Source organism: Thermoplasma sp. Kam2015 (assembly GCF_003205235.1).
Classification (GTDB): Archaea; Thermoplasmatota; Thermoplasmata; order Thermoplasmatales; family Thermoplasmataceae; genus Thermoplasma.
The window spans coordinates 1-22,958 of the sequence record NZ_QJSM01000018.1 but is presented as its reverse complement, the minus strand read 5'-3'; the positions used below and the strand labels follow the sequence as shown (position 1 = coordinate 22,958).

The following is a 22,958-nucleotide window of genomic DNA, read 5'->3' as shown; positions in this document are numbered from 1 at the left end:
TTAAATATATCTCCATATTTTAAATGTCGTTTTCCCTGAAAAAATGATCAGAAGTCAAAATTCCCATAGTAGCGTTCGATGTACGTTGTGAGAATCCTGTAAGTCAGCCCCCAAATGATCCAGTCCTGATATCTGTATATGTTACCTTTGTTCTGGTCATAATCTTTTATGAGCTCGGATACGTTGACAACCCTAACTTCGTCGACCTCCTCCCCTGGCCTTGCATCTTCGAGCGAATATCCCCTTATTATGAATGGATGCACAGGCAGTTGCCTCGACATGGGATAGTGGAGTGGCATCTCTGCGAGTATATCCCTCTCCGTGAGATATAGCGATACCTCTTCCCTTATCTCCCTGAGAACGCACTGTGCCGGACTCTCATTTTCCTTCAAAAACCCACCGGGGAAGGCAACATCTCCGGACCATGGATCATCTGACCTGATCTTCCTCTTTATCAGGATGAGATCGCTCCTGTCGATGATCAAGCCTACCGCTGCCTCCCCATGCCTCATTATCTTTCAACGTCCGGTACGAAGTAAACGTCCGTTACGTTCATCTTTAAGTTCCTTCTAAATTTTGCTCTGACGGGCATCCCTATGTATATGTCCTTTGTCTCAGCTCCGATCAGCCTGCTCATGAAGAGCGAATTGACACCGTCGAACTCGACCATTACGAGGTTGAATGGCGTTTCGTTCAGAAACTCCTCTCCACTGAAATAGCAGGTCGTGAATGTATGTACACGTCCCTTAAGCGGGAGTTCATACCATTCGGTCTCCGCACCGCACATCATGCAATGCGATCTGGGTGTGGCATAGACATAACCGCATTTTTTGCATTTGCTTCCCATCAACTTCTTTCTTCCCAGTGCTCTGAAGAATTCGCTGTCCTGCGCATAGCTGTGTATGTAATCTATCTCATAATGCGATCTCACTATGAGCGGATCGGTGTTGTATACCACCGTTCCCTCTTCGGTTTCTGGCAGTTTTGCATTTGGATCAAGTGTCATTTTGCCGCCTCCATTATAGTTACAGTAACATAAGTACCCGTTCCAGCATGGCTGTGAATTAACCCTCTCTTCGCATTTGGAACCTGCAAATAATCGTCATGGAAGTGTTTCTTCACGGTGTGCTGGAGCTGCCAGAACATGAACACTGCCTGCATTATTCCCGTAGCTCCAACAGGATGGCCAGCAGCCAGAAGCCCTCCGGATGGATTGACGGGTATCTTGCCATGGAGCTCCGGCTTTCCCTCGTCTATGAACTGGCCGCCCTCGCCGTACTTGCAGAGTCCAAGATCTTCATACGTCTGTATCTCTGACGATGTGTAGGCGTCATGGAGCTCTATCAGATCGATCTCATTGATCGGATCGGTTATGCCTGCCATCTCATATGCTTCCTTCGCCGCCATGCGCCCTGCCCTGAAGGAGTGCACGCCGGGATATTTCAGACCCTTGTAATCAGAAGGTTTCTCGTTTGGTAAAAGTGGCACCTCGCCAAAAGGCCTGTCGGCCAGCCTCATGGAATCTGTACCGGTGCCAATGCCCTTTATCAGAACGGGATGATCGGTTATCTCGAATGCCTTATCTTCCGATGCAAGTATCGCCACTGCCGCACCATCAGACATGGCGCAGACGTCAAGTCTGGTAAGCGGATACGATACCATTGGTGCATTTCTGACGTCCTCCACCGTAAGCTTCATGGGGCTCTGAGCATAGGGATTGTGAAGGGCGTTTCCGTGATTCTTGACCGAAACCTTGGCCATCTGTTCAACGGTTGTTCCGAACTCATACATGTGGCGAACGGCCATCATCGCATAATAGCCCGTATAGAAGCCGCCTATGGGGTAGTCGAAATTAGTATCGCTGGCCAGAGCTATGAACTCATTGCCCTTCCAGGTATTGACATGCGACATGGTTTCAAATCCGTAGACCGCAACCGTATCCATGCGCCCAGAGGCTATCTCTTCATAGCCAGCCTGGAATGCAAGCCCACCTGTCGCTCCGCCACCTTCGATTCTCTTGCTCGGCTTCGGTACAAGCCCAAGATAGTCCTGCACCATTATCCCGGACATCAGCTGCCTCTGGAAATGATCCGAAAAATAGGATGCAACAGATCCGTCTATATCGGCCAGAGTCAGTCCAGCATCATTCATTGCATAATCGAAGGCTTTCTTCACTCGCAGCCGAAAATCCATTTCAGGTGATGCCTTGGCGAATTTTGTCACGCCTCCGGCAACCATATACACATTTCTGGGCTTTTCCTTCATATTGGTATAACTTAATATAATTAATAAAAGTTTTGCGAATATTGGTAGAAAATAATTAATTTAATAAAGATTTGATTAGGTGTTATTATAGGCATATAAATAAATCCCTCGATGATGTTTTGTGGCGATTATTGTCTAAGGAACTCATCGATCCATGACAGGTCGCTCGCATCTCTAAAATTCAGCTCGTTGTCCTTTTTATCCTCAGGTCTTCCGCTGTGCTGATCTCTCAATGATGTCTGATATTATGCTGAAACTCGCCGTCAGATCCTTGGATTCAAGTATGAATGTCACATCGGTGTAGAAGGAGACCAGCTGAACGACATTTATCCCATGATAGGCAAGGAGCGATGAGAGATGAGCCACGTAACCGCGGGTATACGTTATCGTCTGTGGGCTAGTTATCACTATTTCAGCAAGCTTCCTGTCCACGCTTATGATCTCACTCTTCGGAATTCCACGCATTATTCTATCCAGATCGTTATCGTTGATGACCACCACTGCGCCCTGTACCCCCTGAATTATCCTGAATCTGCTGTAATTGAGCATAGAACGTTCCGCGTTGTTGAGAACCATCTTCACGTTTTCATTCTTCGGCTTCAGTATCACCACGGATATGTTCGTGTACATCTCCACGCTTGATCTAGAGAGTATGGCTGAGTGATCTATCTCGGAGGCCGGAGCCCTGTATCTCTTCAGCGCAGCGATTATGGCCTGAAAATTCTCAAGGCCGGTTTCCTCCATTATCTTTCTGGCAAGTGCAGAGTAGTTGATCACATCTTCATTCAGGGCACGCATGATATGGGGATTCCTTTCGATATATGCCCTCACTTCCTCTGATATGCTCATCTTATGCCATCCCATTTTGATACATAAGTTTATTTCTGGATATTAATATCCAAAATAGGACAAATACGTCCATAAAATCCAGAGAAGGACGCCAAGCTTATAAGTAGATGAAAAATCGGATAGATCAATGATGAAAAAGGAACTTGGTGTAATCGATCTCATGATGGCTTCAGTAACTGGCATGATAGGATCGGGCTGGCTCTTTTCCGCTTTCTATGCCTCATCCATGGCCGGGCCTTACTCCATATTTTCATGGTTGGTCGGAACCGGCATAGTTGCCATACTGGCGCTGATATACGCCGATCTAAGCAGCAGGGTGCCAATGGCCGGAGCTGCCGCAGGATACCCTTTCCTCTCAAATGGAACCGTGGCTGGGTCACTGAATGCATGGTCGCTGTTTCTCGGCTATGCCTCCACCCCGCCCCTTGAGGTTATAGCAGCAATCAGCTACCTGAGCTTCCTGATACCGAACCTCCTGAACAGCGATGGTCTCCTTACACCTGCGGGTATACTGCTTGCCGTGGGGCTTTTGATATTCTTCTTCGCCCTGAATGCAACAGGGATCAGAAACACGTCAAGATTCAACAACATAGTATCCTACATGAAGATAGCGATACCAATCATAACCAGCTTTTTCTTCATATTCACGATATTCTCGATCAGGAACTTCACGCTGGTTGGAACAGTAAAGCCTGAGGGTATATTCACAGCGGTTCCAGGTGCAGGAATCGCCTTTTCGTTCCTCGGCTTCAGGCAGGCTGTTGAACTATCAGGAGAGGCTAAAAACCCGCAGAAAACTGTACCACTGGCCATAATTCTGTCAGTAGCTGTGGCCTCAGCGATATACATGATAGTCCAGATCGCATTCATAGGTTCACTTCAGTGGGGGAACATAAAGCCTGGTGACTGGTCTGCACTTGCAAACAGCGGTTATTCCAGTGGTCCAATGCTGGTGCTGGCCTCCACGCTGGGTCTCGGCGCGCTTGCATCCGTGCTCCTCTTCGATGGGATAATTTCACCGCTTGGAACCAGCAGCATCTACCAGACAACGACTGCAAGGGTTTCATACAGGATAAGCGAGATGGGATTTCTCCCGAAGAGGATATCTGCACTGAATTCCAGGCAGGTGCCTATATATGCTCTCATATTCGATCTCATCGTCATGATACTCTTTGTTCTGCCGTTCCCTTCATGGCAATCCCTCGTTTCAGTAAATTCGGATCTGACAATAATCGCCTATATGAGTGGGCCTGTATCGCTGGCCATCTTCGATAAGTATGGCGTAGCATCAAAGGGATTCAGGCTTCCTGCGCTGAAGATACTGGCACCGATCGGCTTTGCCCTATCAGTTCTGATAGTCTACTGGTCTCAGTATCCCACGACGCTTTACATGAGCATAATCGCCCTTGTTGGCCTGGCGCTGTTCGTCTTCTCCGGAAAGAATCCGTTGAAAGACCTCTCCCAGGGTATCTATATAGTCATAATACTCGCAATACTGCCGGTTATATCCTACCTCGGAAGCTACGGTATTGATCTCATACCGTTCCCACTGGACATAGTACTGACCATGGCTGTGGCGCTTGGAGTCTTCTACATAGGCACAAGATCTACTCCAGAATCTGTGTCTCAGGTTGAAAAACTATCATTCTCGTAAAAATCATGAGGGGAGCAGACCCTCATTCGATTTACCTTTTTTTATGCATGACATTTCATGGCTCAGCATGAACAGAAGCGCTATTATCACCGGCACCAATATCCCGAATGAATATTTCAGTCCTATAGCGCTGACGAGCCCGCCAGAGACAAAAGGCATAACTGCTCCGACCGCCATCATTACGGAGAAAAACAGACTGTTCGCAGCATTTCTTGATTCTGTGCTGAATGATCTGGATATGGAGATAACAGACAGTGGAAAGGTGAAGCCATGGGGGAATCCCAGAAGAAGAAAGCAAGCTTCCAGCATGAGAATATTCAAAGATTCCACAATGCCTATGAGACCTATCGATGTTATGACCACCGAGAGTATCATCAGCTTCCATATGTCCTCTGGAGGCCTTACGGCAAGAAGAACCCTGCTCAGGAATGATGTGAAGAAGAAGCTGGCAAACATGAGCGTCACGGTTGAGTACGTCACATCGAACCTTGACATAGCGTAAATACCGCCAAATGTGAGTATGAAGGCAAAGGGGATGTTATATGTCATTATATTGTAGATCGCCGCTCTGAATCCATGGTTCCTGAGAACGTCCCCAGTTTCTATCTTCTGCATGTTTCTTTCATCGGGGAACCTCAGGAAAAATGACATTCCGAATACGATGATGGGGAAAATGCTGAAAACGAGGAAGGTCTTCATCAGTGGCATGAATTTAAGCAGATAGCCCTCAAGAGCTGGGCCAACGACGAGGGAAACGCTCAGTGTGAGGGTATATATGGATAGTAGCCTTTCCCTCTGCTTTCTGTCAGGGAGCAGACCAGCGGATGTTATTATGTTTGGCATAAGCGCGCCAAGTGAGAAGCCGGCAAAAAATGCTATGGGCCATATTGTTATCGCATTCGAAAGATAGAACAGCGGAAATACCACCGCATATATAAGTGAAGAAACTATGAAAACCCTGCGCCTCTCCTTTGATCTTAGTCTGGAATTTATTAGCGCGCTCATTATGAATGTTCCCACTGCGGTCAGGGCTGATATCGCACCGACTAGGAATTCGCCATAATGGAATACGTAGCGAGCGATCAGCGGTATCTCAGTCATGTACATGTTGTTGCTTCCCCTGACCGCGAACGTTATCGAGGCTATGATCAGGAGCATCGAGACGAACGAGATACCGCCTTCGTTTTCCCTGGACATAGCAATCACTTTCAATTCAGGTATTTTTTCACGGTTTCAATGAAACTTGAGGAATCTGAAACCCGAACCGGAGAGACGTCTGATCTCATTATGGTTCCAGCAATGAATTTAGGATCGACGCTGTTAGGTAGTTTTGAAGCCACATACTTAGAGACCTCCTCAGGATCCGATCTGAGGTTATCTACACCCCTCTGATATTCACTAAAGAAAAGATCCATCAGGTCGTCCCTAACGTATGCCGTGCAGTTCCCTGGCATGACTATTCCATGCTTGATCATGATGTCCTCAAACTTCATACCGCTGCCGAAAGGCGATGCCACCACGGCTGAATCTACCTTTCCGCTCTTAAGCAGTTCCATGATCTCCCTTTGATCCTCTGCATATAACACGTCTGCCTTTATATTTTCAAGATCAAGGACTGCTCTGAGCAGCACATCGTTTGCGCTTCCGCGCCTCCAGACTGCGATCCTTCTGCCGATGCCTGGGGATATGATAGAAAGACCTCTTATTAGAGAGACGTTGAAATTTATACCCCTTCTGATGAGCGAAACGCTGGAATCAAGCACTATATCGCCCTTTCCTTCCTTGTCAAAGACAATATCAAAAACATCAGACTTTGCAGCAATGATCGGGTATGATACAGGACCAGGAGCTGCAATAACCTTTATCTTTTCCATACATCGATATGTCATTTATCTATAAATAACTTATTAATTCTTGTACTCTATGAGATTAACAGTGCTTAGAAGATCGTCTATTATCTTTCTAGCCAGCAGCAGGGCCTCAGAATGGTTGCAGAGAAACTTTTTGCCCTCCTCAGTGATGTGATATATGGTCAGCTGCTGCCCCTTATCGTTTACTGCGGATTCCGCAGTCACATAGCCCTTCTCCTTCATGGATTTGAGCAGGATGTATATAGACCCTTGAGGCAGAGACTGGCCTGTCGTTTCATACATGCTCTTCTGCAGCTCATATCCATGCATGGGGCGCTTCACAAGCTCCTTCAATATATACAACGTTATCAACCCATGAAGTATCCTCTCACGGGTGGGGTCGGTGTTCATATAATCACATGAGTCCATAGCTTAAAAACTTGTCTATAAGACATTTATCTATGATGGTTCCTTCATTTTCGAGTGAAGCTTATCTTCAATGTGCTACCCACCTTATCGTCCTGCACATCTGCGTCTATGCCTGCAGATCTCAGCTGATCGGCTATGTGGGCTGCCCTCTCCCTGTTTGAGAAATACAGGTAAATAGCCTCCATTCCAAATTCAGGTATGTTATCAGCGTAGTTCAGTGCCTCCTTTGACTTCTCCATTATGCTCAGGAAGGCGCCTTTATCCACATGCATGCGTCCATCCGCTATCCGCGCCAAGCCCTCCTTTATGGCCCATTCATATCTGACTTTGCCCTCGAATCTGACGTCCTGTTTTGCCCCCAGGGGTATCTGAACTTCAAGGCCAAAGAAAAGCAGTATGATGCCTATTATCATATTGGCTATTCCCAGATATAGACTGACGGTAAAGACTATGCCGCCAATGGCCGCAACGATAAGCCCAAGAACAACGTCATGCATCTTTATAGTTATCGGATGCATAATGCAAAAATACTAATTGAAACTTTTCACATGCATGATCAGATATCGCATATCTAGATCGCAATATCGACGGTCAGAGCGAATGAATGCTGTCCCAACAAACAAAAATTAAATAGATCGATCGTGATTTTAACGCAAATGATAATAACACGTACGCCCCTCAGGATAACCTTCGTCGGTGGCGGTACAGATCTGCCCGATTTTTACTCAAAGCACGGAGGCTCAGTGGTGTCTGCCGCGATAAACAAGTACATATACATCATAGTCAACAAGAAATTTGACAGCAAGATTCGGGTATCATATTCAAAAACCGAGATCGTTGATTCGGTCGATGAGATCAGGCACCCAACAGTCAGAGAGGCGTTGAAGCTGCTGGATCTTGATGGCGGGATAGAGATACTTTCCATAAGCGATGTCCCATCTCAGGGTACAGGCCTTGGATCCTCATCATCCTTCCTTGTGGGTCTGCTCAACGCACTGCATGCCTACAGATCAGAATACGTATCCAATGAAACTCTTGCAAAGGAGGCTGTCAAGATCGAGAGAGAGATTCTGAAAGAAGCCGGAGGCAAGCAGGATCAGTATATGGCCGCATACGGCGGAATAGACCTCCTTCAGTTCCTCCAGAATGGTGAGGTTCGCGTCAATCCCATACCTCTGAAGACAGAACGCCTGCAGTATCTCAAAGAAAATACGATTCTGCTTTACACAGGCGTTGAAAGGTCGTCCACGGAGATACACACCGATCAGATATCAAGGATAGAAGAACATACCGAAGAGTACCTGGAGATGAAGAAGCTGGCGGAGGAATTCGCAGTGAAGCTTTATTCCAGCAGCATAGAGGAACTCGGTGATATAATGGATCGGAACTGGGTCCTCAAGAAGAGGTTGTCCAGTAAGATCTCGAATGATGTGATAGATCGCCTTTACTCGCGTGCAAGGGATCTTGGCGCCTATGGAGGAAAGCTCATAGGTGCAGGAGGAGGAGGCTTTCTGCTGTTCTTCATAGATAGGGAAAAAAGGGACAGGCTGAAGGAGCTTGGGTTGCGCCAGATAGATTACGATTTCGATTTTGAGGGATCAAGGATCATATACTATCAGGATAGATAGATTCCCGATCATAGAGAAATCAATAAAGTTGTATGAATATTAGATGATTTTTATTTTCTGGAACTCTGTCAGTATCCATAATATTTTATCAATTTGTCTATCCCCTCATCCAGCCCGATTTTTGCCTTGAATTTTATCTTCTCCTCCGCCTTTTTCGTATCCGCAAGAGTTTCATGAACATAGGTCTTGGCCATAGGGTTCTCAACGTATTTCGCCTTGATGTTTGTCTTCAGGTGTTCGTTCAGCTTTTTGACAAGATCGTTCAGCGAGTAATTCTTTCCAGTTCCGACGTTGTACACGTTGAATCCGCTGTTGTACATGGCCGCATTTATCAATGCATCCACAACGTCGTCGACAAAGACAAAATCCCTGCGCTGCTCACCATCTCCGTATATAACGGGCTGCTTTCCCTCATGCATATCCCACATGAACTGCGATACTAGATTTGCAAATTTCTTCTTTGATCTCTCATTGTACCCGTATACCGAGAAAAACCTCATCGCTGAAACGTTTATATTGTACAATTTTGAGTATAATTCGCTGATGCGTTCGGTCGAATACCTGGCTTCGGTATAGAAATCAGTAACATATGGTATCACATCTTCCCTGTGCGGCGGCTTCACACCGTTATATATTGACGATGTCGAAGCATATACTACCATGCTATTTTTCTTCCTTGCGAGCTCCAAGACAGAGATCATGTCCTTCACGAGATCGCCAACCAGATATGGGTTTTCCTTGTACATCGGTGAGGATGAATATAGGCCGATATGGAATATGTAGTCAGGGTCGAAGCAGTAATCCTTCAGATTTATCACGCGATCCTTAACAAAGTCAATATCGCTATATACAGACGACAGATTGCGGATTGATCCGGTCTGCAGATCATCCACCACGTATACATGATTTTCTTTGGCAAGTCTTACAACTAGATTGGAACCGATAAAGCCGGCCCCGCCCGTCACCAGTATTTCCTTTCCCTTAATATCCATATCCTTAAATTGCCAGACAATATAAAAAATTCTGTATCCATCGTTCCGTGAATGATGAATTTTTGAACGATATATTCATCCAAAGGAAAAGGTACACAGTGGAAGGTCTTATGGAAGAAGATCATTTGCTAAGCATTCCTGAATTTCTCTGATACGCAAATTTATATATTATAAAAAAGATAAAACAGGCGTTAGATATAACCTTCTTTATTCGCAGTTTAAGATCTGCCGGCTTTTTCCATAGCAACATCAAGCATGGAATCTTGCATTCCATGCTTTGAATGCCTATGGCATTCGCTCTTATGTTCTGTTCCTCATAAGGTCAGAATATTCAATAAGAGATATTATAAATTCAGCATGGCTCCATACAAGCGGAGACACCGAGAGCGGCTCTCCGGTATACGGATTGATCTGCTCTGAAAAAATACCAGATCTCTGCCTGTGTGATTTCACCCACTGGATGAGGTTCCACGCCTTTTCGAAGTCGCCGAATCTCATGTAGTATCTTGCCATCCAAAGCGTTGTTATTATCCAGGGGTTTCCCGGAATTGCAGGATCGTCCTTTACCCTCATGTACCTGTCGTTCTGATACCTCGCAATGCCTCCAACACCGTTGACCCAGAGATCCTCCGATATTTTCTGCATGGTGGCGACGACCTTGGGATCGCTGGCATCCTTCATACCGAATATGACAAGAGATGAAAGTGCGCTATCAACTGTGAAATCCTGCTTCCCATCTATGATCGCTCGTGCATAGTAACCCACATCCTCCGAATAGAATTTCTCATCAAAGGCCTGATACATGCGTTCTGCCGCATTATCATATTTTTCTGATAGATCCGGATCTCCGAAGACATTTGCAAAATTGGATGCTGCCTTCAGAGCGGCATAAACTGTAGCCACGGTATATGCATGTATACCATATCGCTCTTCCCAAAGATCGAAGGACGGTTTGGGCAGGCCATCGCTGTCAACGAATGTCGTCATAAAGTCTGCTGCCCTGGTTATCAACCGTTCATAATACGGCGCTGTGAAGCCTATATCATTGTACTTTCTGAAGTACTCCCACAGTACCCAGACGACGAGCGCCGTTTCATCCTCCTGAATCGGGTATATGGATTTACCATTCATGATATGAGGAAGCCAACTGCTGGCTATCTTTCCATCTACGTTGTACTTGTGGTAAAGATACCCCTCCTCGGAAAGCGAATCCTCCATGAGAGCAAAGAAGCGGCGTGCGGTCTCGCTGTGGCCTGAGATGCTCAGTGCATAGGCTGCCACGGAGGCATCCCTTGGCCAGACATAATAATAGCCATCGTGGCTAAGCTTCAGTATATCGCTGTCGCAGGATGCCGCTATTGCACCGAGATCGTTCGCATGGCTCTTCGTTACGAAGAGAGATCTCCTGTAGAGAGCGGTAGTGTCTGAGTCAAGGTTCGGCGTAACCTTCGAAGACCAGAGTTCCCAGTAGTTGGTGGTTCTTCGTAAAAGTTTTTGAAGATACTGGACGTTAACATTGGAATATTCGTTCTCTATATCGTTGATGTTTCTGCCAGCTATAATGAAATAATACATGGTGAATTTTGATCCAGGCTTTAAAACGGCAGAATGCCTGACCACGGAATCAACTGATCCTATGGCAACGGGATTCATAGACAGCTCATTGTCCTCAGCATCCTTCCATGTTCCCTTCAACTCACCTATGTCTTTGACTCCTGTGGCATACTGATCGCAGAAGTTGCCGGATTCATCAAGCGTGGATGCCAGAAAATATCTGCCGCCTTTGTAATGTATTATACCCCTGTATTCTGGAAAATATGCTGCCGTATCTCCTATGTCATTTCCATATATGTAAAAATTCTGATGGAAGAAAAGTTTCAGATTAACATCCTTTCCAGTCTTATTTTCAGCAACCACCCGTCTGATGTAAACGTCCTTATAAATATCAACCATGTCCCTATTTTCAAAATCCACTCCGTCCTGGGTGTAATTGATGACGGAAACCATTGTGTGATCAAAATAATCCATATGCTTTATTGAATTTCGGTCTATCCAGTGAAAATTTCCATTCACTGAAACGCCAAAATAGAATGGATGACCGGAAGAGTGATTCTCGGAGGCATATTTTGAATAGTAAAAATCAACAATCCTGTAATCAGTGTCAAAAGCCACGAGTAACCGCCCATTGCCGAGCGGTGTATATCTGACCATGGGGGCTTATCTACATGTAGGCTTATAGCTTTTTTGTATACGTGTCCATGAGATCGCTGATGCTTTATTGGATACATTTAATAGCATTGTATACTTTTATTACCGATGGATCTTAATGCCGAATGGATCATAACAAATTCAAATGGATCTTACGCTTCCTCAACATATTCCTTTGCAAATACAAGAACATATCATGGTATTCTGGTGAAAAGAGATCATACGAATTTCGGCGCCACCGTCCTTTTATCAAAGTTATTTGAAGAGATACGCTTTAACGATAAAACATTCAGTATAGATACAAATTATTATAGAGACACCGTATATCCAGATGGTTTCAAGTTCATATATAGCTGCAAGGAGATTCCAATACCGGAATGCGGCTTTAGATTCGATGATGACCACAGTGTGACAAAATCTCTGGTTATGGATCAGGATTCGGATACGGTCCTGATCAGATATCGCTTTTCTGGTGATCCACCAGATGCGGTCTATCTATATCCCCTGGTTTCCTTCAGAAGCTTTCATCGGGTCATCAGAAGCGGAGATAGAAATTTTTCAACCGATCAGATCGAAGATGGCATAAGGATATCCGATGGGAAATATCACGTGGACATATTATCTTCCGGAGTCTTTTACGAAAAACGTTACTGGTATTATAATTTCAGGTATCCAAGGGAGACGGAGCGAGGGACCAACGATGAGGAGGATCTTTACAATCCAGGGGTTATAGCGATAGAGGATCCGGGCAGTGGTTTTGATATCGCTGTTACGGCGGATGCGGTGAAGGTAAGGTTCGATGAAGTTCTGAAAAAATATGTGGATTTCAGATCCGTCAATGGAGATCTGAATGACCTTCGGTATAATTCGCTGTCCTTCCTCATGCATGATGACATGATAGCTGGTTATCACTGGTTCGGCCCATGGGGAAGAGATACCTTCATCTCGATGCCGGGAATACTCCTTGTATCGAGGAGATTTAACATTGCAAAGCAGATATTGAAAAAATATGCAAAGGACATGAAGGGTGGATTGATACCTAATACTCTGGACATAGATTCGCTTCATTTCTCAGCTGATACTCCTCTCTGGTTCATATATGCCGTTCAAAAATATCAAGAATACTCCAATGACGAGAAGTTTGTTGCAGAGATGATGCCCCATATGAGGGCAATTCTTGATTCGTATATTGGTGGTACCGATATGTTTCGCATGGAAGATAATTTTATAAGAGTCATTGAATCACCTCTGACCTGGATGGATGCTCTGATTGGAGGCAAGGCCGTAACGCCTAGGACTGGATTCCCTGTAGAGATAAACGCCCTCTGGTACAATGCACTGTCATTCTATTCATCCACTGCTAGAAAACTTGGGCAGGAGGATGCAGGTGAATTTGCGGATATGGCTGAGAAGGTTAAGATGAACTTCGCAAGGAAGTTCGTGAAGAATGACTCAATTCTTGATGTTTCAGATCCGGACGATACTAGGCTTAGACCGAATTTTCTTATCGGATATTTTCTTCCATACCCTGTCATGGACGACAGGAGATGGGTGGATCTTGCCTGGGAAAAACTCGTAACGCCATACGGTTTAAGAAGCCTCTCTCCGGATGATCCGGACTACGTCCCGCAGTACTCCGGTCCACAGCCGGAGGGGGACAGAGCGTATCACAACGGTACGGTCTGGCCATGGCTGGCAGGCGTCTTCATCAAATCGGCTGTGAGAATGGGATACAGCGTCCGGGATCTGTTCGAGAAATTTCTCCCGCTTTTTTCAATGGCGAAGATACCGGAGCTCTTCGATGGCAACAGCTCTGGCAGACCCAAGGGATGCATGATGCAGGCCTGGAGCCATGGAGAGATAATCAGGTCATATTTTGAGGATCTCAGAGGTGCACCCGCTTGAAGATATCGGTTATAGGCTGGGAACTTCCACCGGCATTTTCGGGTGGGCTCGGCATACACACCGTCAATCTGTTCTCCATAATTGGCCATTTCCACAATGTGACCATATACGTGCCGGATCTAGGCTACGATTTTCCGGAATATCCGTTCAATGTAAGAAAAATCAGGTTGAAACGAGTCAAATTCATCTCGGGCTATGCCATGATAGATGATTTTTATGACGCAGTGATGGACTACAACGATAGAGTTGTTGAATCATTTGATCCTGATGGGGTAGATCTCGTACATTGCCATGACTGGATCACTTTCCCTGCCGGCCTGAGAATCAGGGAGAAATATGGCATTCCCCTTGTCGTAACATTCCACAGCACCGAATTCGATCGATCCGCATTCTTCAATCCGCAGGAGAGAATAATGGCCGTGGAGAGGGAAGGGGCACAAAACGCTGACAGGATCATATGCGTTTCCAACCTCACAAAGCGGATGATAGTGGATCATTACGGCGCGGACGACAGAAGAATCAGGACTATATACAACGGGGTCGATCCTACGCCATATATATCTTATCCTGAACAGAAAAGGGAACGCAGCGTTCTCTATTTTGGCAGAGTCACGAGCCAGAAGGGCCCGAAGTTCTTCATGGAGGTCGCCATGAAGGTGCTTGAACTTGACAGAAATGTTAGATTCACCGTTGCAGGCACCGGTGAGCTCCTCCCTGAGATGAAGAGATTTGCACTTGAAAACGGCTTCCTAAACCATATGGACTTTCCAGGTTTCGTATCGTTCAGAAGAGCTATAGGTTATTACAAGAGATCGTCAGTTTTCATAATTCCTGCCATATCAGAGCCCTTCGGAATGACTGTGCTTGAGGCCATGATATCCGGAACTCCGGTCATACTCAGCAAGACCACGGGAGTGGGCGAAGCACTGAACCATGTCTTATCCGCGGACTTTTGGGATACTGACAGGATGGCCCTTTACACCATATCAATACTGAACCATTCAGGACTGCTCAAGACCATGTCTGAATTCGGGAGGATCGAGGCTATGAGGTTCACCTGGCGTAAGGCTGCAATAAGTACCATGGGGGTGTACGAGTCATTATGAAGGATGTAATGTTCTATTTTGAGCTGCATCAGCCGTTCAGATTGAGGCCCATCAACCTCACCGATCTGAGGGGCGGAACCAGAGATATCTTCTGGGATGAGAAAAACGAGGAGATATTCAAGAGGATAGCGGTGAACAACTATATACCAGCTACCCAGCATCTTATGGAGTATGGAATACGATCCTCCTTCTCGCTCTCCGGCACCTTCATGGAGCAGGCTTCAAGGTACTGCCCAAAGGTGATCGACGTTATCGAAGATTACGTGAAGAGCGGACTGTGCGAACTTATGGCTGAAACCTATTATCATTCCCTCGCATCAATATGGAACGATGAGGAATTCACCAGGCAGGTTTCCATGCAGACCAGATCTTTGAAGAATGTCTTCAACTATGATCCAGTATCATTCAGGAACACCGAGCTGATATACAATGATCATATAGCTGAAATGGCTAAAAAAATGGGATTCAGGAACATACTTGCTGAGGGGACCGATGGGATATCGTCACGTTATAACGTGAATCACCGCTATGCGGCTCCATCGGGGATAAACCTCTACCTCAGGAATTATCCGCTCAGCGACGACATATCATTCAGGTTCTCCAACAGATCATGGAAGGATTATCCACTCACCGCGGACAAATTTGCAAGATGGATATCGCTGGCCGATGGCGATCTCATAAACCTTTTCATGGACTACGAGACCTTTGGTGAACATCAGAGGCCTGAAACCGGCATATTCGAATTTCTAAAGCATCTGCCCAGATATTTCCAGGAATACGGTATCGATACTATTCTTGTACGCGAGGCCGAACTGCGGCACAGGACCAGAGATTTCATAAGCATCGAAAAGACAACGTCATGGGCTGATAAGAACAGGGATCTCAGCGCATGGATGGGCAACCTTATGCAGGTCAGCACCTTTGACAGAATAAGGGAATGCAAAGATAAGCTTGGGGATCTGTGGGGTTATTTCCAGACATCAGATGTGATATACTATATGTCGATAGGCGATGAGCAGGATTTTACAGTTCATGAATACTTCAATCCATATCGTTCTCCCTATCTGGCGTTCATATACACAAATGCTGCACTTGATATTCTCTGCGGTAAGGACTACGGGAAAAATGTCATGCAATAAAGCGAATGAAATTTAATACAGACAAACAGATAACCCATCATGAGGAATGTTCTTCTGATCCACGGTGGCGTCGGTTCAGATCCCTCCTTCAACGGAAGGCTCAACACTTATGCCGAGACGGCCTCCGAAGAACTGAGTGCACTGGACAATGCGGTGCGTGCCGTGATAAAGATGGAGGATGACCCTGACTTCAATGCAGGTACCGGATCGGTGCCGAGAATCGACGGAAGCATACAGATGGATGCAGCGGTCATGATCCCTGGGCACTTCGGTTCCGTGATAAACATAGAGCGCGTGAAGAACCCAATACTGGTGGCCAGAGATGTTATGGCAAAATCACCGCACATAATGATGACCGGGGATGGTGCGATAAGATTTGCAAGGCTCATGGGATATCCTGACTATGATCCCATGACTGAGAAGGCCAGGAATCTGCTAAAAAAATTTGAAGAAGACGTCGAGAGGAATGAGATTCCGGATAAATTCAAGATATATTTCAAATACGTGAAGGTGCATGATACAGTTGGTGCCGTGGCACGCGTAGAGGGTGAATTTGCCGGAGCGGTTTCCACTGGTGGATCATTTCCGATGCTGAGGGGCAGAGTCGGAGATTCGCCAATCCCCGGTGCGGGGATATATGTAGGCGAGAAGGGTGCAGTAGTGGCGACGGGCGTTGGCGAAGAGATAGCAAAAAATGTGCTGTCGTTCCGCATATACAGCAGGATCGGCACTGGAAAGCTGTACGACATAATAAAAGAAGAGGTGGATAAATTCAGCGTTCCAGTTGGAATAATCGCTGTGGACGAGAAAGATTATGCATACTATGCCAATAAACCCATGGCGGTTGGATTGAAGGAGTTCTGATGCAGTTGAGCTACACGGAATCAGAGTTCTGGAATGGCATAGCGCTAAAGGCGCTGAACGAAGGTAGCATGACGTTGTACAAGAATGATCCGGTCTACGGAAAGGTGCCGAATATATCAAAAAGCGGAATATTTCGCAGATCCATAGGTGAACCTAAGGGGCAGATCGCCGACTGGCGTTTCACTATGCCATGGGATAACAGAAGCGTGCATGCAGTGGAGTACATAGACAGATACGAAATACACGTGGATAAGTACGATCCGGCAAAACATCCTGTTCTGCACCTGATAAATGATGCTCCAAAGTATGGATCCATAATACTTCCACTGCTTGCACTTTTTCCTTTATTAATCTTCAGAAAAAAATTGTAAAGGTTACTTACATTTCCTTGAAAATCTCATCATAAATATTTGTCTCATTCTTGCGGTCTGCGCTGGCCGATGCAAGCTCATCTATCTTGTCCTTCCTGTAGCGCCACTGGTTGACTCTCCAGACCTTGCCATGAAGTATTGATATTTCTTCCCTGTATGTTTCCAGTATCCCATATTCTTCCAGATTGTAGAAAACGTCTCTCTCAGCGGGAGACAGCACATTGTCAAGCACGTAGTCATCGTAACCGAAGAACGAAAGCACGAAATCGGAAAGATCCTCCACATCAGGCCTCGACATGCCCTTTTTCCCGTATATGTTGTCAAGGGCCTGCAGAAGCTTCTCCCTAGTTACGATCCCCATAGAACCGGATGTTTATGTTAAGATCATTTTTAAATTTTGCTATGTATCAGCATGGCTTTTCGTATCAGATATATATTATATTTATTTTTTTGAGAGAATTAATTCGACTTTCGTATTCTCAAGCGCATTTATATGGATCTTGCCAGACATGCTCCTGACATCTCCATTGCCGAATTTATCCTCTGGAGATCCTCCAAAAGTTCCAAGCCCAGACTGTATGCGCATTATGCAGCCATCGCCACAGTCTATGTCTACATCAGAACCTGACTTGATCGAGTATTCTATGAGCTTGGATCTGCCGTCATCGAAGAGTACCCTTGAATAGCCCCATGGAAAGTCGTCCCTGTTCCTGTAGTCTCCCCTTATCCTTTCAAGATCCTTCTCACTGTCTATGCCGATCCACATGGCTTCCTCTGTGTATGAACCGACAAGACCTTCTCTGGCCATCCTAGGGAAGACCGTGGTCTCCAGATCCCTATCCACATATTTCTCGAAAAAGTAGGGAAAAGCCTCAGTTTTTATGTAGTAGAGCCCTGCATTTATGTAATGGTCGAGTTCTGGTTTCTCTCTGAATCTGACGATCTGGTCGCCAAAGGTCTCAACTATGCCAAACGGGCTCTTCATCTTGGTTACGAACATCGTTATGTAGTATTTCTGATCCTGTGCCTTCTTGAGAAAATTGAGAAAGTTGACATCGGTTACAGTGTCTCCATTCCTGAGAACTATATCATCGTCCTTGACCTCATCTATGAGGTTCCTTAGGGAATAAAGGGTACCCAGGGGCTTCTCCTCCCTGAGGTAGAAGATGTTCATATCTCTGAAGGTGTTTCCATATCTCTCCTCGATCTTATTGCCCAGATATCCTGAAAGTATGTAGACCGATTCAACCCCCATCACGCTGAAATCGAAAAGCTGGCGATCCATTATGGTGTAGTTGTCCTTTATCTCAACCAGCGCCTTGGGTATGGAATCAGTTATGGGTTTCAGGCGTTTGCCATAACCACCGGCTAGTATAGCACCAATCATAGAAGGCTATCGCAACTCCATTATATTTCTTTCACGCATGATGCCTGGAGAAATTTCATCCCAGATCGGCATTCACCGTTTTGCCCATCAAAAATCTATATATATGTAAAGCGTATCTTCATATGTAGGAAAGGTAATTTTTCATACCTGCCATGCGCTGATAGCGCTGCGGGACGTATGCATATGGAGGTATAGTTCATGGGATTCTTTGATGAAATGGACAATATGAGGATGAGACCGTTCCACAGGAAGATGGAGCTGCTTGCATCCATGGGTATGTTCCTCGACGGCTATGACCTTTCAGTCATAACTATGGCCATACTCCTGATGCCTGTGCAGCTTGGATTCACCAAGCTTGAGTATATACTTGTCAACGTGTCGGCCTTCGCCGGCATGATAGTTGGCGCCCCGCTGCTGGGGAGGCTATCAGACCGCATTGGGCGTAAGAAAATCTTCGGCATTGACCTAATACTCTTCGTTGTTTTTGCCATAGCTGCTGGGCTCGCCACAAACTTCTGGATGATGTTTCTGAGCAGGTTCATGCTTGGTGTTGGCATAGGCGGAGACTATCCGATAAGTTCAACGATAGTATCTGAGTTTGCACCGGTGAAAAGGCGTGGATCCCTCCTGTATGCCATGGTCGGCATGTACTGGTTCGGTTCGCTCTTTTCCAGCGTTATGAACTACGCATTCGCCTTCACCTACTACTTTTGGAGATACACCTTCATAATCGGTGGCATAGTGGCAATTCCGATCATATTTCTGAGGATGCAGATACCAGAGTCACCCAGATGGCTCGTTAGCCATGGCCGAGCGGAGGAGGCTAGCCGGGTGATCGAGAACATAACGGGCAAGGAGCCGGATCTCATGGAGGGCCTCACCGAGGGAAGAGAGGAGAAAGCGGTCAGATTCCGGGATCTGTTCGCATCGGGATTCCTGCCTAAGACCATATTCGTGCTCTCCGTCTGGTTCCTCTTCGATGTGGCTTCCTACGGAATAGGTTTTTACTATCCTACAATGATAAGGGAGATCGGACTCGCTGCCACTGCACTGAACACCGCTGGACTGCGCGTTATAGCTGAAAGCGGTATGATCGTGGCGGCAGGTGCCATAGCAGGATACATCGTTGCCATGGCGCTGGCGGACAGGATTGGGAGACGTGTTCTCACACTGATGGGCGTCTTCGTGATGTTCGCACTTCTGCTCATTGGATCAATTGTCAGGATAGTATCCATAGTACCGCTCGTGTCCTTCTTCTTCTCGTTTGTGCTCTTCGAACAGTGGGTTGGTGCTGCAACGCTATTCTATCCGACGGAGCTCTATCCGACAAACTACAGATCAACGATACAGGGTATAGCCACCTCGGTATCGAGAGTCGGTGCCATAATGGGTGTGGTACTGTTTCCACTGTATCCAATATTCCATTCTATGTTCCTGTTTGCAGCCCTTATGTTTCTGGCTTTCATAATAACAGTCCTGTTCGCACCAGAAACAAAGAAGAAGCCACTGGAAAAGATCTGGAACACAAAGGCATAAAATATTAAAAATATTTATTTTTCAGATTTCGTATTCTTTTCCGTTGTACGGCAGAAGCACGTCATAGCCTTCCAGATCCGGCAATAGGTTCTCCCTGTGATCTCCGTGGCAAAGTACGATCTTCTTAGGATCTATGGCCTTTATGAAGCTGACCAGTTCATCGTGACCTGCATGCGCCGACATATCAAAGAATTCCACGCGCATCTTAGGCTTCACAGTCACTCCAGCTATGGTGAGTGTACCGCTTTCTAGCAGGCTCCTTCCGTTTGTACCTTCCACCTGATAACCGGTGACGAATATCGCGCTCTTCTCGTCTTCCAGCAACTTCTGAATGTATCCAAGAACTGGACCGCCGTCGAGCATACCTGAGGTCGATATTATGATATCGCTCCTTATAGCATTCTCCCTCATGTTCCGGCCTTTTATGATCCTTACCTTGCTGAGGGCTCTCAGAAACTCCTTCTTGGATCTCAGGAAGCCGGGTGTATTGAGATATATGGTGCTTATATCGTTACCCATGCCATCCACAGCAACATCATAGCCCATGTCTGCGATGGTCATTATGAGTTCCTGTGTTCTGCCAACGGCGAAGGCCGGCATGATCACCTTGCCACCACTGTCTATGACCTCCTTTACACTGTCTCTGAACCTCTTCCTGACGTCTTCTCTGCTCTCGTGGTTCTTACCGGCATAGGTACTCTCTATGATCAGAACGTCTGTCTTTATGGGCTTTGCGCCATTGATTAGGTACGTATCTATGGTGTTCACGTCGCCCGTAACCGTAACAGACATGCCGTCTTCGAACTTCCACATAGTGGAACCCGGTATGTGCCCTGCAGGATACGGCGTAGCAACCATGCTGCCGATCTCTATCGGCTCAAAGTATCTTGCCGGCCTCATGTTCGCAAGCGCGCTGTTTATGTCGTCCTCGTTGAACATCGCCGGATATCCTTCCAGATTGGTGACCTTGAGGGCATCGCGAAGCAAAGGCTTCATCGTGTTCAGCGTCATCTGAGTTGCATACAGATCCGGTTCACCCTTGTGGTAGTAGACAGGTATTGCTCCGATGTGATCCAGATGCGAATGCGTTATGAACATCGCATCTACCGGCTCTGGAGGCAACGGGTACTGTGGAGGTTTCTCCGGTATCACGCCGTAGTCCACGATCACGCTGGTATCTCTATCGGTTATTTTCACTCCTAGTCTTCCTACTTCTTCTGCACCACCTAAAAACTTCAATTTCATTTTCATCACATTTTAGCGTTATCTAAACGAAGAGAGCATGAGCACGTCCTCTCCTTTTTTATTAGAGGAAGTGCATTGAACAGGATGTCTCGCACCTTGCGGTCGTTCTGTTTCATTATGTTCATCACTTCCCTAGCATCAACCGGTTTAGTTGACCATACATCGTAATCCGTTACGGAAGCGATAACCGAATAACACAGCGCAAGCTCGCCTGCCAGACTTACCTCCGGCACAAGCGTCATTCCAATTATATCCGCAAATTGCCTGAACATCTTCGATTCTGCTCTCGTTGAGAATCTAGGACCCTCAATCGTTATATATGTACCTGAATTATGAACTGGGATTTTAAGATTTCTGGCCACTTCATATAATATAGAATTCATCTCCGGGCAGAAAGGATCGGCCTCGGAGATGTGATACACCTGAGGTCCATCATAGAAGGTCAGTTCACGGCGTTTGGTGAAATCGATGTACTGATCCGGGATCACTATCTCTCCAGGCTTGTAGTCTTCCCTTAAGGAACCAACGGCATTCAGCCCGATGATCCTCTCAACACCGAGATCATGAAGGGCCCAAATATTGGCCCTGTAATTCACCTTATGAGGCGGTATGGTATGCTTCTTTCCATGCCTTGGAATGAATGCAACCTCTACTCCATTAACATCTCCAATCTCTATTGCATCGGAAGGCTTTCCGAATGGCGTATCCATCTCTTTCTTAACAGATTCAGGCATAAGATCGTAAAGTCCACTGCCTCCAATGATACCTATGTAAACCATCTTTACCGTCACTTCAATTTAGATGTAAACAAAAATTTAACTCTTCTCGAAAAACTACAAAATTCCAAAAGCAAGCAACCTCTGGCTGAAATTTCGGATCTTAAGATGGTGGATCGAGTGTGGTATCAGAGGTGCCATGCACTCTGATTGACTGAAAATTGTTTGATCACAATAAATTATCTTTAAATTCCAACAGACGTCGAGATCGTCCACTAAGCACTGGTGAGCAGGGAAAAGTTTTTTAGCCTTTTTCAATATCCATTTTGCCTTTCTGCAGGTGTGGTGTAGCCTGGTAGCACGAGAGCCTTCCAAGCTTTCGACTCGGGTCCAAATCCCGACACCTGCATCTCAATCTAACAGTTTCAGCTACGTTCGTACTGAGATTGTTTAATATGATTTCTTCGCCTATAGGCGAAATTTGGAGTTTGAGTGAAACGATAAACACCAGACTTTAATGGGAAAATATGCTGGCTCCCCAATGGATGGGTTTATAAATTCTATTTCCAGGTTCTTTTTTATATTCCATGAGAAGAAAATGGTATAATACGGAATGAGATCTGTGCGATCCCAATTTACGCCTGCGGATATCGGGATATAGGGCTTCACCTGAATATATTCATACAGGCAGACCTCCCTTCGATGAAATGAAGAAATCGATGATTCAGCTTAAGATTAGTTTGCGAAGCACCCTACCTCGCTGGAAAATTGCGGATATTGATACAGATTTATGGATATATTGGTATATTTAAAT

General features: G+C 45.9%; 22 protein-coding genes and 1 tRNA gene. 9 read left to right on the top strand and 14 right to left on the bottom strand.

The window, feature by feature from the left end:
* Positions 1 to 47: 47 nt before the first annotated feature.
* The 4 genes from DMB44_RS01830 to DMB44_RS01815 all read right to left on the bottom strand — a co-directional run bounded on the left by DMB44_RS01830 (position 48) and on the right by DMB44_RS01815 (position 3,114).
* Positions 48 to 512 (bottom strand): CoA pyrophosphatase, encoded by a 465-nt coding sequence (locus DMB44_RS01830; RefSeq protein ID WP_110640351.1) that lies wholly within the window; start codon positions 510 to 512, stop codon positions 48 to 50.
* Complete coding sequence (locus DMB44_RS01825) at positions 512 to 1,006, bottom strand: Zn-ribbon domain-containing OB-fold protein (RefSeq protein ID WP_110640350.1); 495 nt, start codon at positions 1,004 to 1,006, stop codon at positions 512 to 514. Before DMB44_RS01825 ends, DMB44_RS01830 begins: the two co-directional genes overlap by 1 nt.
* On the bottom strand, positions 1,003 to 2,283 hold the full coding sequence (locus DMB44_RS01820; protein ID WP_255414304.1) for a thiolase domain-containing protein: 1,281 nt from the start codon (positions 2,281 to 2,283) through the stop codon (positions 1,003 to 1,005). Before DMB44_RS01820 ends, DMB44_RS01825 begins: the two co-directional genes overlap by 4 nt.
* A gap of 186 nt (positions 2,284 to 2,469) precedes the next feature.
* A complete protein-coding gene (locus DMB44_RS01815) occupies positions 2,470 to 3,114 on the bottom strand; it encodes an ACT domain-containing protein (protein ID WP_110640622.1) in 645 nt (214 codons plus the stop codon).
* Positions 3,115 to 3,241: 127 nt separating this feature from the next.
* Here DMB44_RS01815 and DMB44_RS01810 point away from each other — a divergent pair, with 127 nt between their 5' ends.
* Positions 3,242 to 4,768, top strand: coding sequence for an APC family permease (locus tag DMB44_RS01810; RefSeq protein ID WP_110640348.1), 1,527 nt, complete (start codon positions 3,242 to 3,244; stop codon positions 4,766 to 4,768).
* Positions 4,769 to 4,771: 3 nt separating this feature from the next.
* Here the strand turns inward: DMB44_RS01810 and DMB44_RS01805 are convergent, their stop codons facing one another.
* The 4 genes from DMB44_RS01805 to DMB44_RS01790 all read right to left on the bottom strand — a co-directional run bounded on the left by DMB44_RS01805 (position 4,772) and on the right by DMB44_RS01790 (position 7,565).
* Positions 4,772 to 5,965 (bottom strand): MFS transporter, encoded by a 1,194-nt coding sequence (locus tag DMB44_RS01805; protein ID WP_237265228.1) that lies wholly within the window; start codon positions 5,963 to 5,965, stop codon positions 4,772 to 4,774.
* Positions 5,966 to 5,976: 11 nt separating this feature from the next.
* A complete protein-coding gene (locus DMB44_RS01800) occupies positions 5,977 to 6,642 on the bottom strand; it encodes a DUF3834 domain-containing protein (protein WP_110640347.1) in 666 nt (221 codons plus the stop codon).
* Between the two features lie 33 nt (positions 6,643 to 6,675).
* On the bottom strand, positions 6,676 to 7,029 hold the full coding sequence (locus DMB44_RS01795; RefSeq protein WP_110640618.1) for a PadR family transcriptional regulator: 354 nt from the start codon (positions 7,027 to 7,029) through the stop codon (positions 6,676 to 6,678).
* A 62-nt stretch (positions 7,030 to 7,091) separates the two neighbouring features.
* Complete coding sequence (locus tag DMB44_RS01790) at positions 7,092 to 7,565, bottom strand: hypothetical protein (protein ID WP_237265227.1); 474 nt, start codon at positions 7,563 to 7,565, stop codon at positions 7,092 to 7,094.
* Between the two features lie 138 nt (positions 7,566 to 7,703).
* Between DMB44_RS01790 and DMB44_RS01785 the strand changes: the two genes are divergently transcribed.
* Entirely contained in the window at positions 7,704 to 8,675 is a 972-nt protein-coding gene (locus tag DMB44_RS01785; RefSeq protein ID WP_110640346.1) for a kinase, read from the top strand.
* 68 nt (positions 8,676 to 8,743) lie between these two features.
* Here DMB44_RS01785 and DMB44_RS01780 read toward each other — a convergent pair whose 3' ends face one another.
* Positions 8,744 to 9,667 carry an NAD-dependent epimerase/dehydratase family protein gene (locus tag DMB44_RS01780; RefSeq protein WP_110640345.1) on the bottom strand — a complete coding sequence of 308 codons (924 nt, stop codon included), beginning with the start codon at positions 9,665 to 9,667 and terminating at the stop codon, positions 8,744 to 8,746.
* A gap of 300 nt (positions 9,668 to 9,967) precedes the next feature.
* On the bottom strand, positions 9,968 to 11,878 hold the full coding sequence (locus DMB44_RS01775; protein WP_110640344.1) for a glycoside hydrolase family 15 protein: 1,911 nt from the start codon (positions 11,876 to 11,878) through the stop codon (positions 9,968 to 9,970).
* A gap of 105 nt (positions 11,879 to 11,983) precedes the next feature.
* On the opposite strand from DMB44_RS01775, the gene DMB44_RS01770 reads away from it, so the two are divergent.
* Genes DMB44_RS01770 through DMB44_RS01750 form a run of 5 tightly spaced genes read left to right on the top strand, consistent with a single transcriptional unit; the run spans position 11,984 to position 17,260 of the window.
* Positions 11,984 to 13,780, top strand: a complete 1,797-nt coding sequence (locus DMB44_RS01770) for an amylo-alpha-1,6-glucosidase (protein ID WP_110640343.1) — start codon at positions 11,984 to 11,986, stop codon at positions 13,778 to 13,780.
* Positions 13,777 to 14,886 (top strand): glycosyltransferase family 4 protein, encoded by a 1,110-nt coding sequence (locus DMB44_RS01765; RefSeq protein WP_110640342.1) that lies wholly within the window; start codon positions 13,777 to 13,779, stop codon positions 14,884 to 14,886. Before DMB44_RS01770 ends, DMB44_RS01765 begins: the two co-directional genes overlap by 4 nt.
* Positions 14,883 to 16,025 carry a glycoside hydrolase family 57 protein gene (locus tag DMB44_RS01760; RefSeq protein WP_110640341.1) on the top strand — a complete coding sequence of 381 codons (1,143 nt, stop codon included), beginning with the start codon at positions 14,883 to 14,885 and terminating at the stop codon, positions 16,023 to 16,025. Before DMB44_RS01765 ends, DMB44_RS01760 begins: the two co-directional genes overlap by 4 nt.
* A 39-nt stretch (positions 16,026 to 16,064) precedes the next feature.
* Entirely contained in the window at positions 16,065 to 16,889 is an 825-nt protein-coding gene (locus DMB44_RS01755) for an isoaspartyl peptidase/L-asparaginase (RefSeq protein ID WP_110640340.1), read from the top strand.
* Positions 16,889 to 17,260, top strand: a complete 372-nt coding sequence (locus DMB44_RS01750; RefSeq protein ID WP_110640339.1) for a hypothetical protein — start codon at positions 16,889 to 16,891, stop codon at positions 17,258 to 17,260. Before DMB44_RS01755 ends, DMB44_RS01750 begins: the two co-directional genes overlap by 1 nt.
* 7 nt (positions 17,261 to 17,267) lie before the next feature.
* Here the strand turns inward: DMB44_RS01750 and DMB44_RS01745 are convergent, their stop codons facing one another.
* Positions 17,268 to 17,621: a DUF6015 family protein gene (locus DMB44_RS01745; RefSeq protein ID WP_110640338.1), complete on the bottom strand. Its 354-nt coding sequence runs from the start codon at positions 17,619 to 17,621 to the stop codon at positions 17,268 to 17,270.
* Between the two features lie 81 nt (positions 17,622 to 17,702).
* Positions 17,703 to 18,647: a nucleotidyltransferase family protein gene (locus DMB44_RS01740; protein WP_110640337.1), complete on the bottom strand. Its 945-nt coding sequence runs from the start codon at positions 18,645 to 18,647 to the stop codon at positions 17,703 to 17,705.
* A gap of 198 nt (positions 18,648 to 18,845) precedes the next feature.
* Here DMB44_RS01740 and DMB44_RS01735 point away from each other — a divergent pair, with 198 nt between their 5' ends.
* Positions 18,846 to 20,183, top strand: a complete 1,338-nt coding sequence (locus tag DMB44_RS01735) for an MFS transporter (RefSeq protein ID WP_110640336.1) — start codon at positions 18,846 to 18,848, stop codon at positions 20,181 to 20,183.
* A gap of 21 nt (positions 20,184 to 20,204) precedes the next feature.
* Here DMB44_RS01735 and DMB44_RS01730 read toward each other — a convergent pair whose 3' ends face one another.
* Together DMB44_RS01730 and DMB44_RS01725 are read right to left on the bottom strand one after the other, a co-directional pair.
* Positions 20,205 to 21,428: an MBL fold metallo-hydrolase gene (locus tag DMB44_RS01730; protein ID WP_110640614.1), complete on the bottom strand. Its 1,224-nt coding sequence runs from the start codon at positions 21,426 to 21,428 to the stop codon at positions 20,205 to 20,207.
* Between the two features lie 5 nt (positions 21,429 to 21,433).
* Entirely contained in the window at positions 21,434 to 22,207 is a 774-nt protein-coding gene (locus DMB44_RS01725) for an S-methyl-5'-thioadenosine phosphorylase (RefSeq protein ID WP_110640335.1), read from the bottom strand.
* A 273-nt stretch (positions 22,208 to 22,480) separates the two neighbouring features.
* Here DMB44_RS01725 and DMB44_RS01720 point away from each other — a divergent pair.
* A tRNA-Gly gene (locus tag DMB44_RS01720) sits at positions 22,481 to 22,553 on the top strand.
* Positions 22,554 to 22,958: the final 405 nt, after the last annotated feature.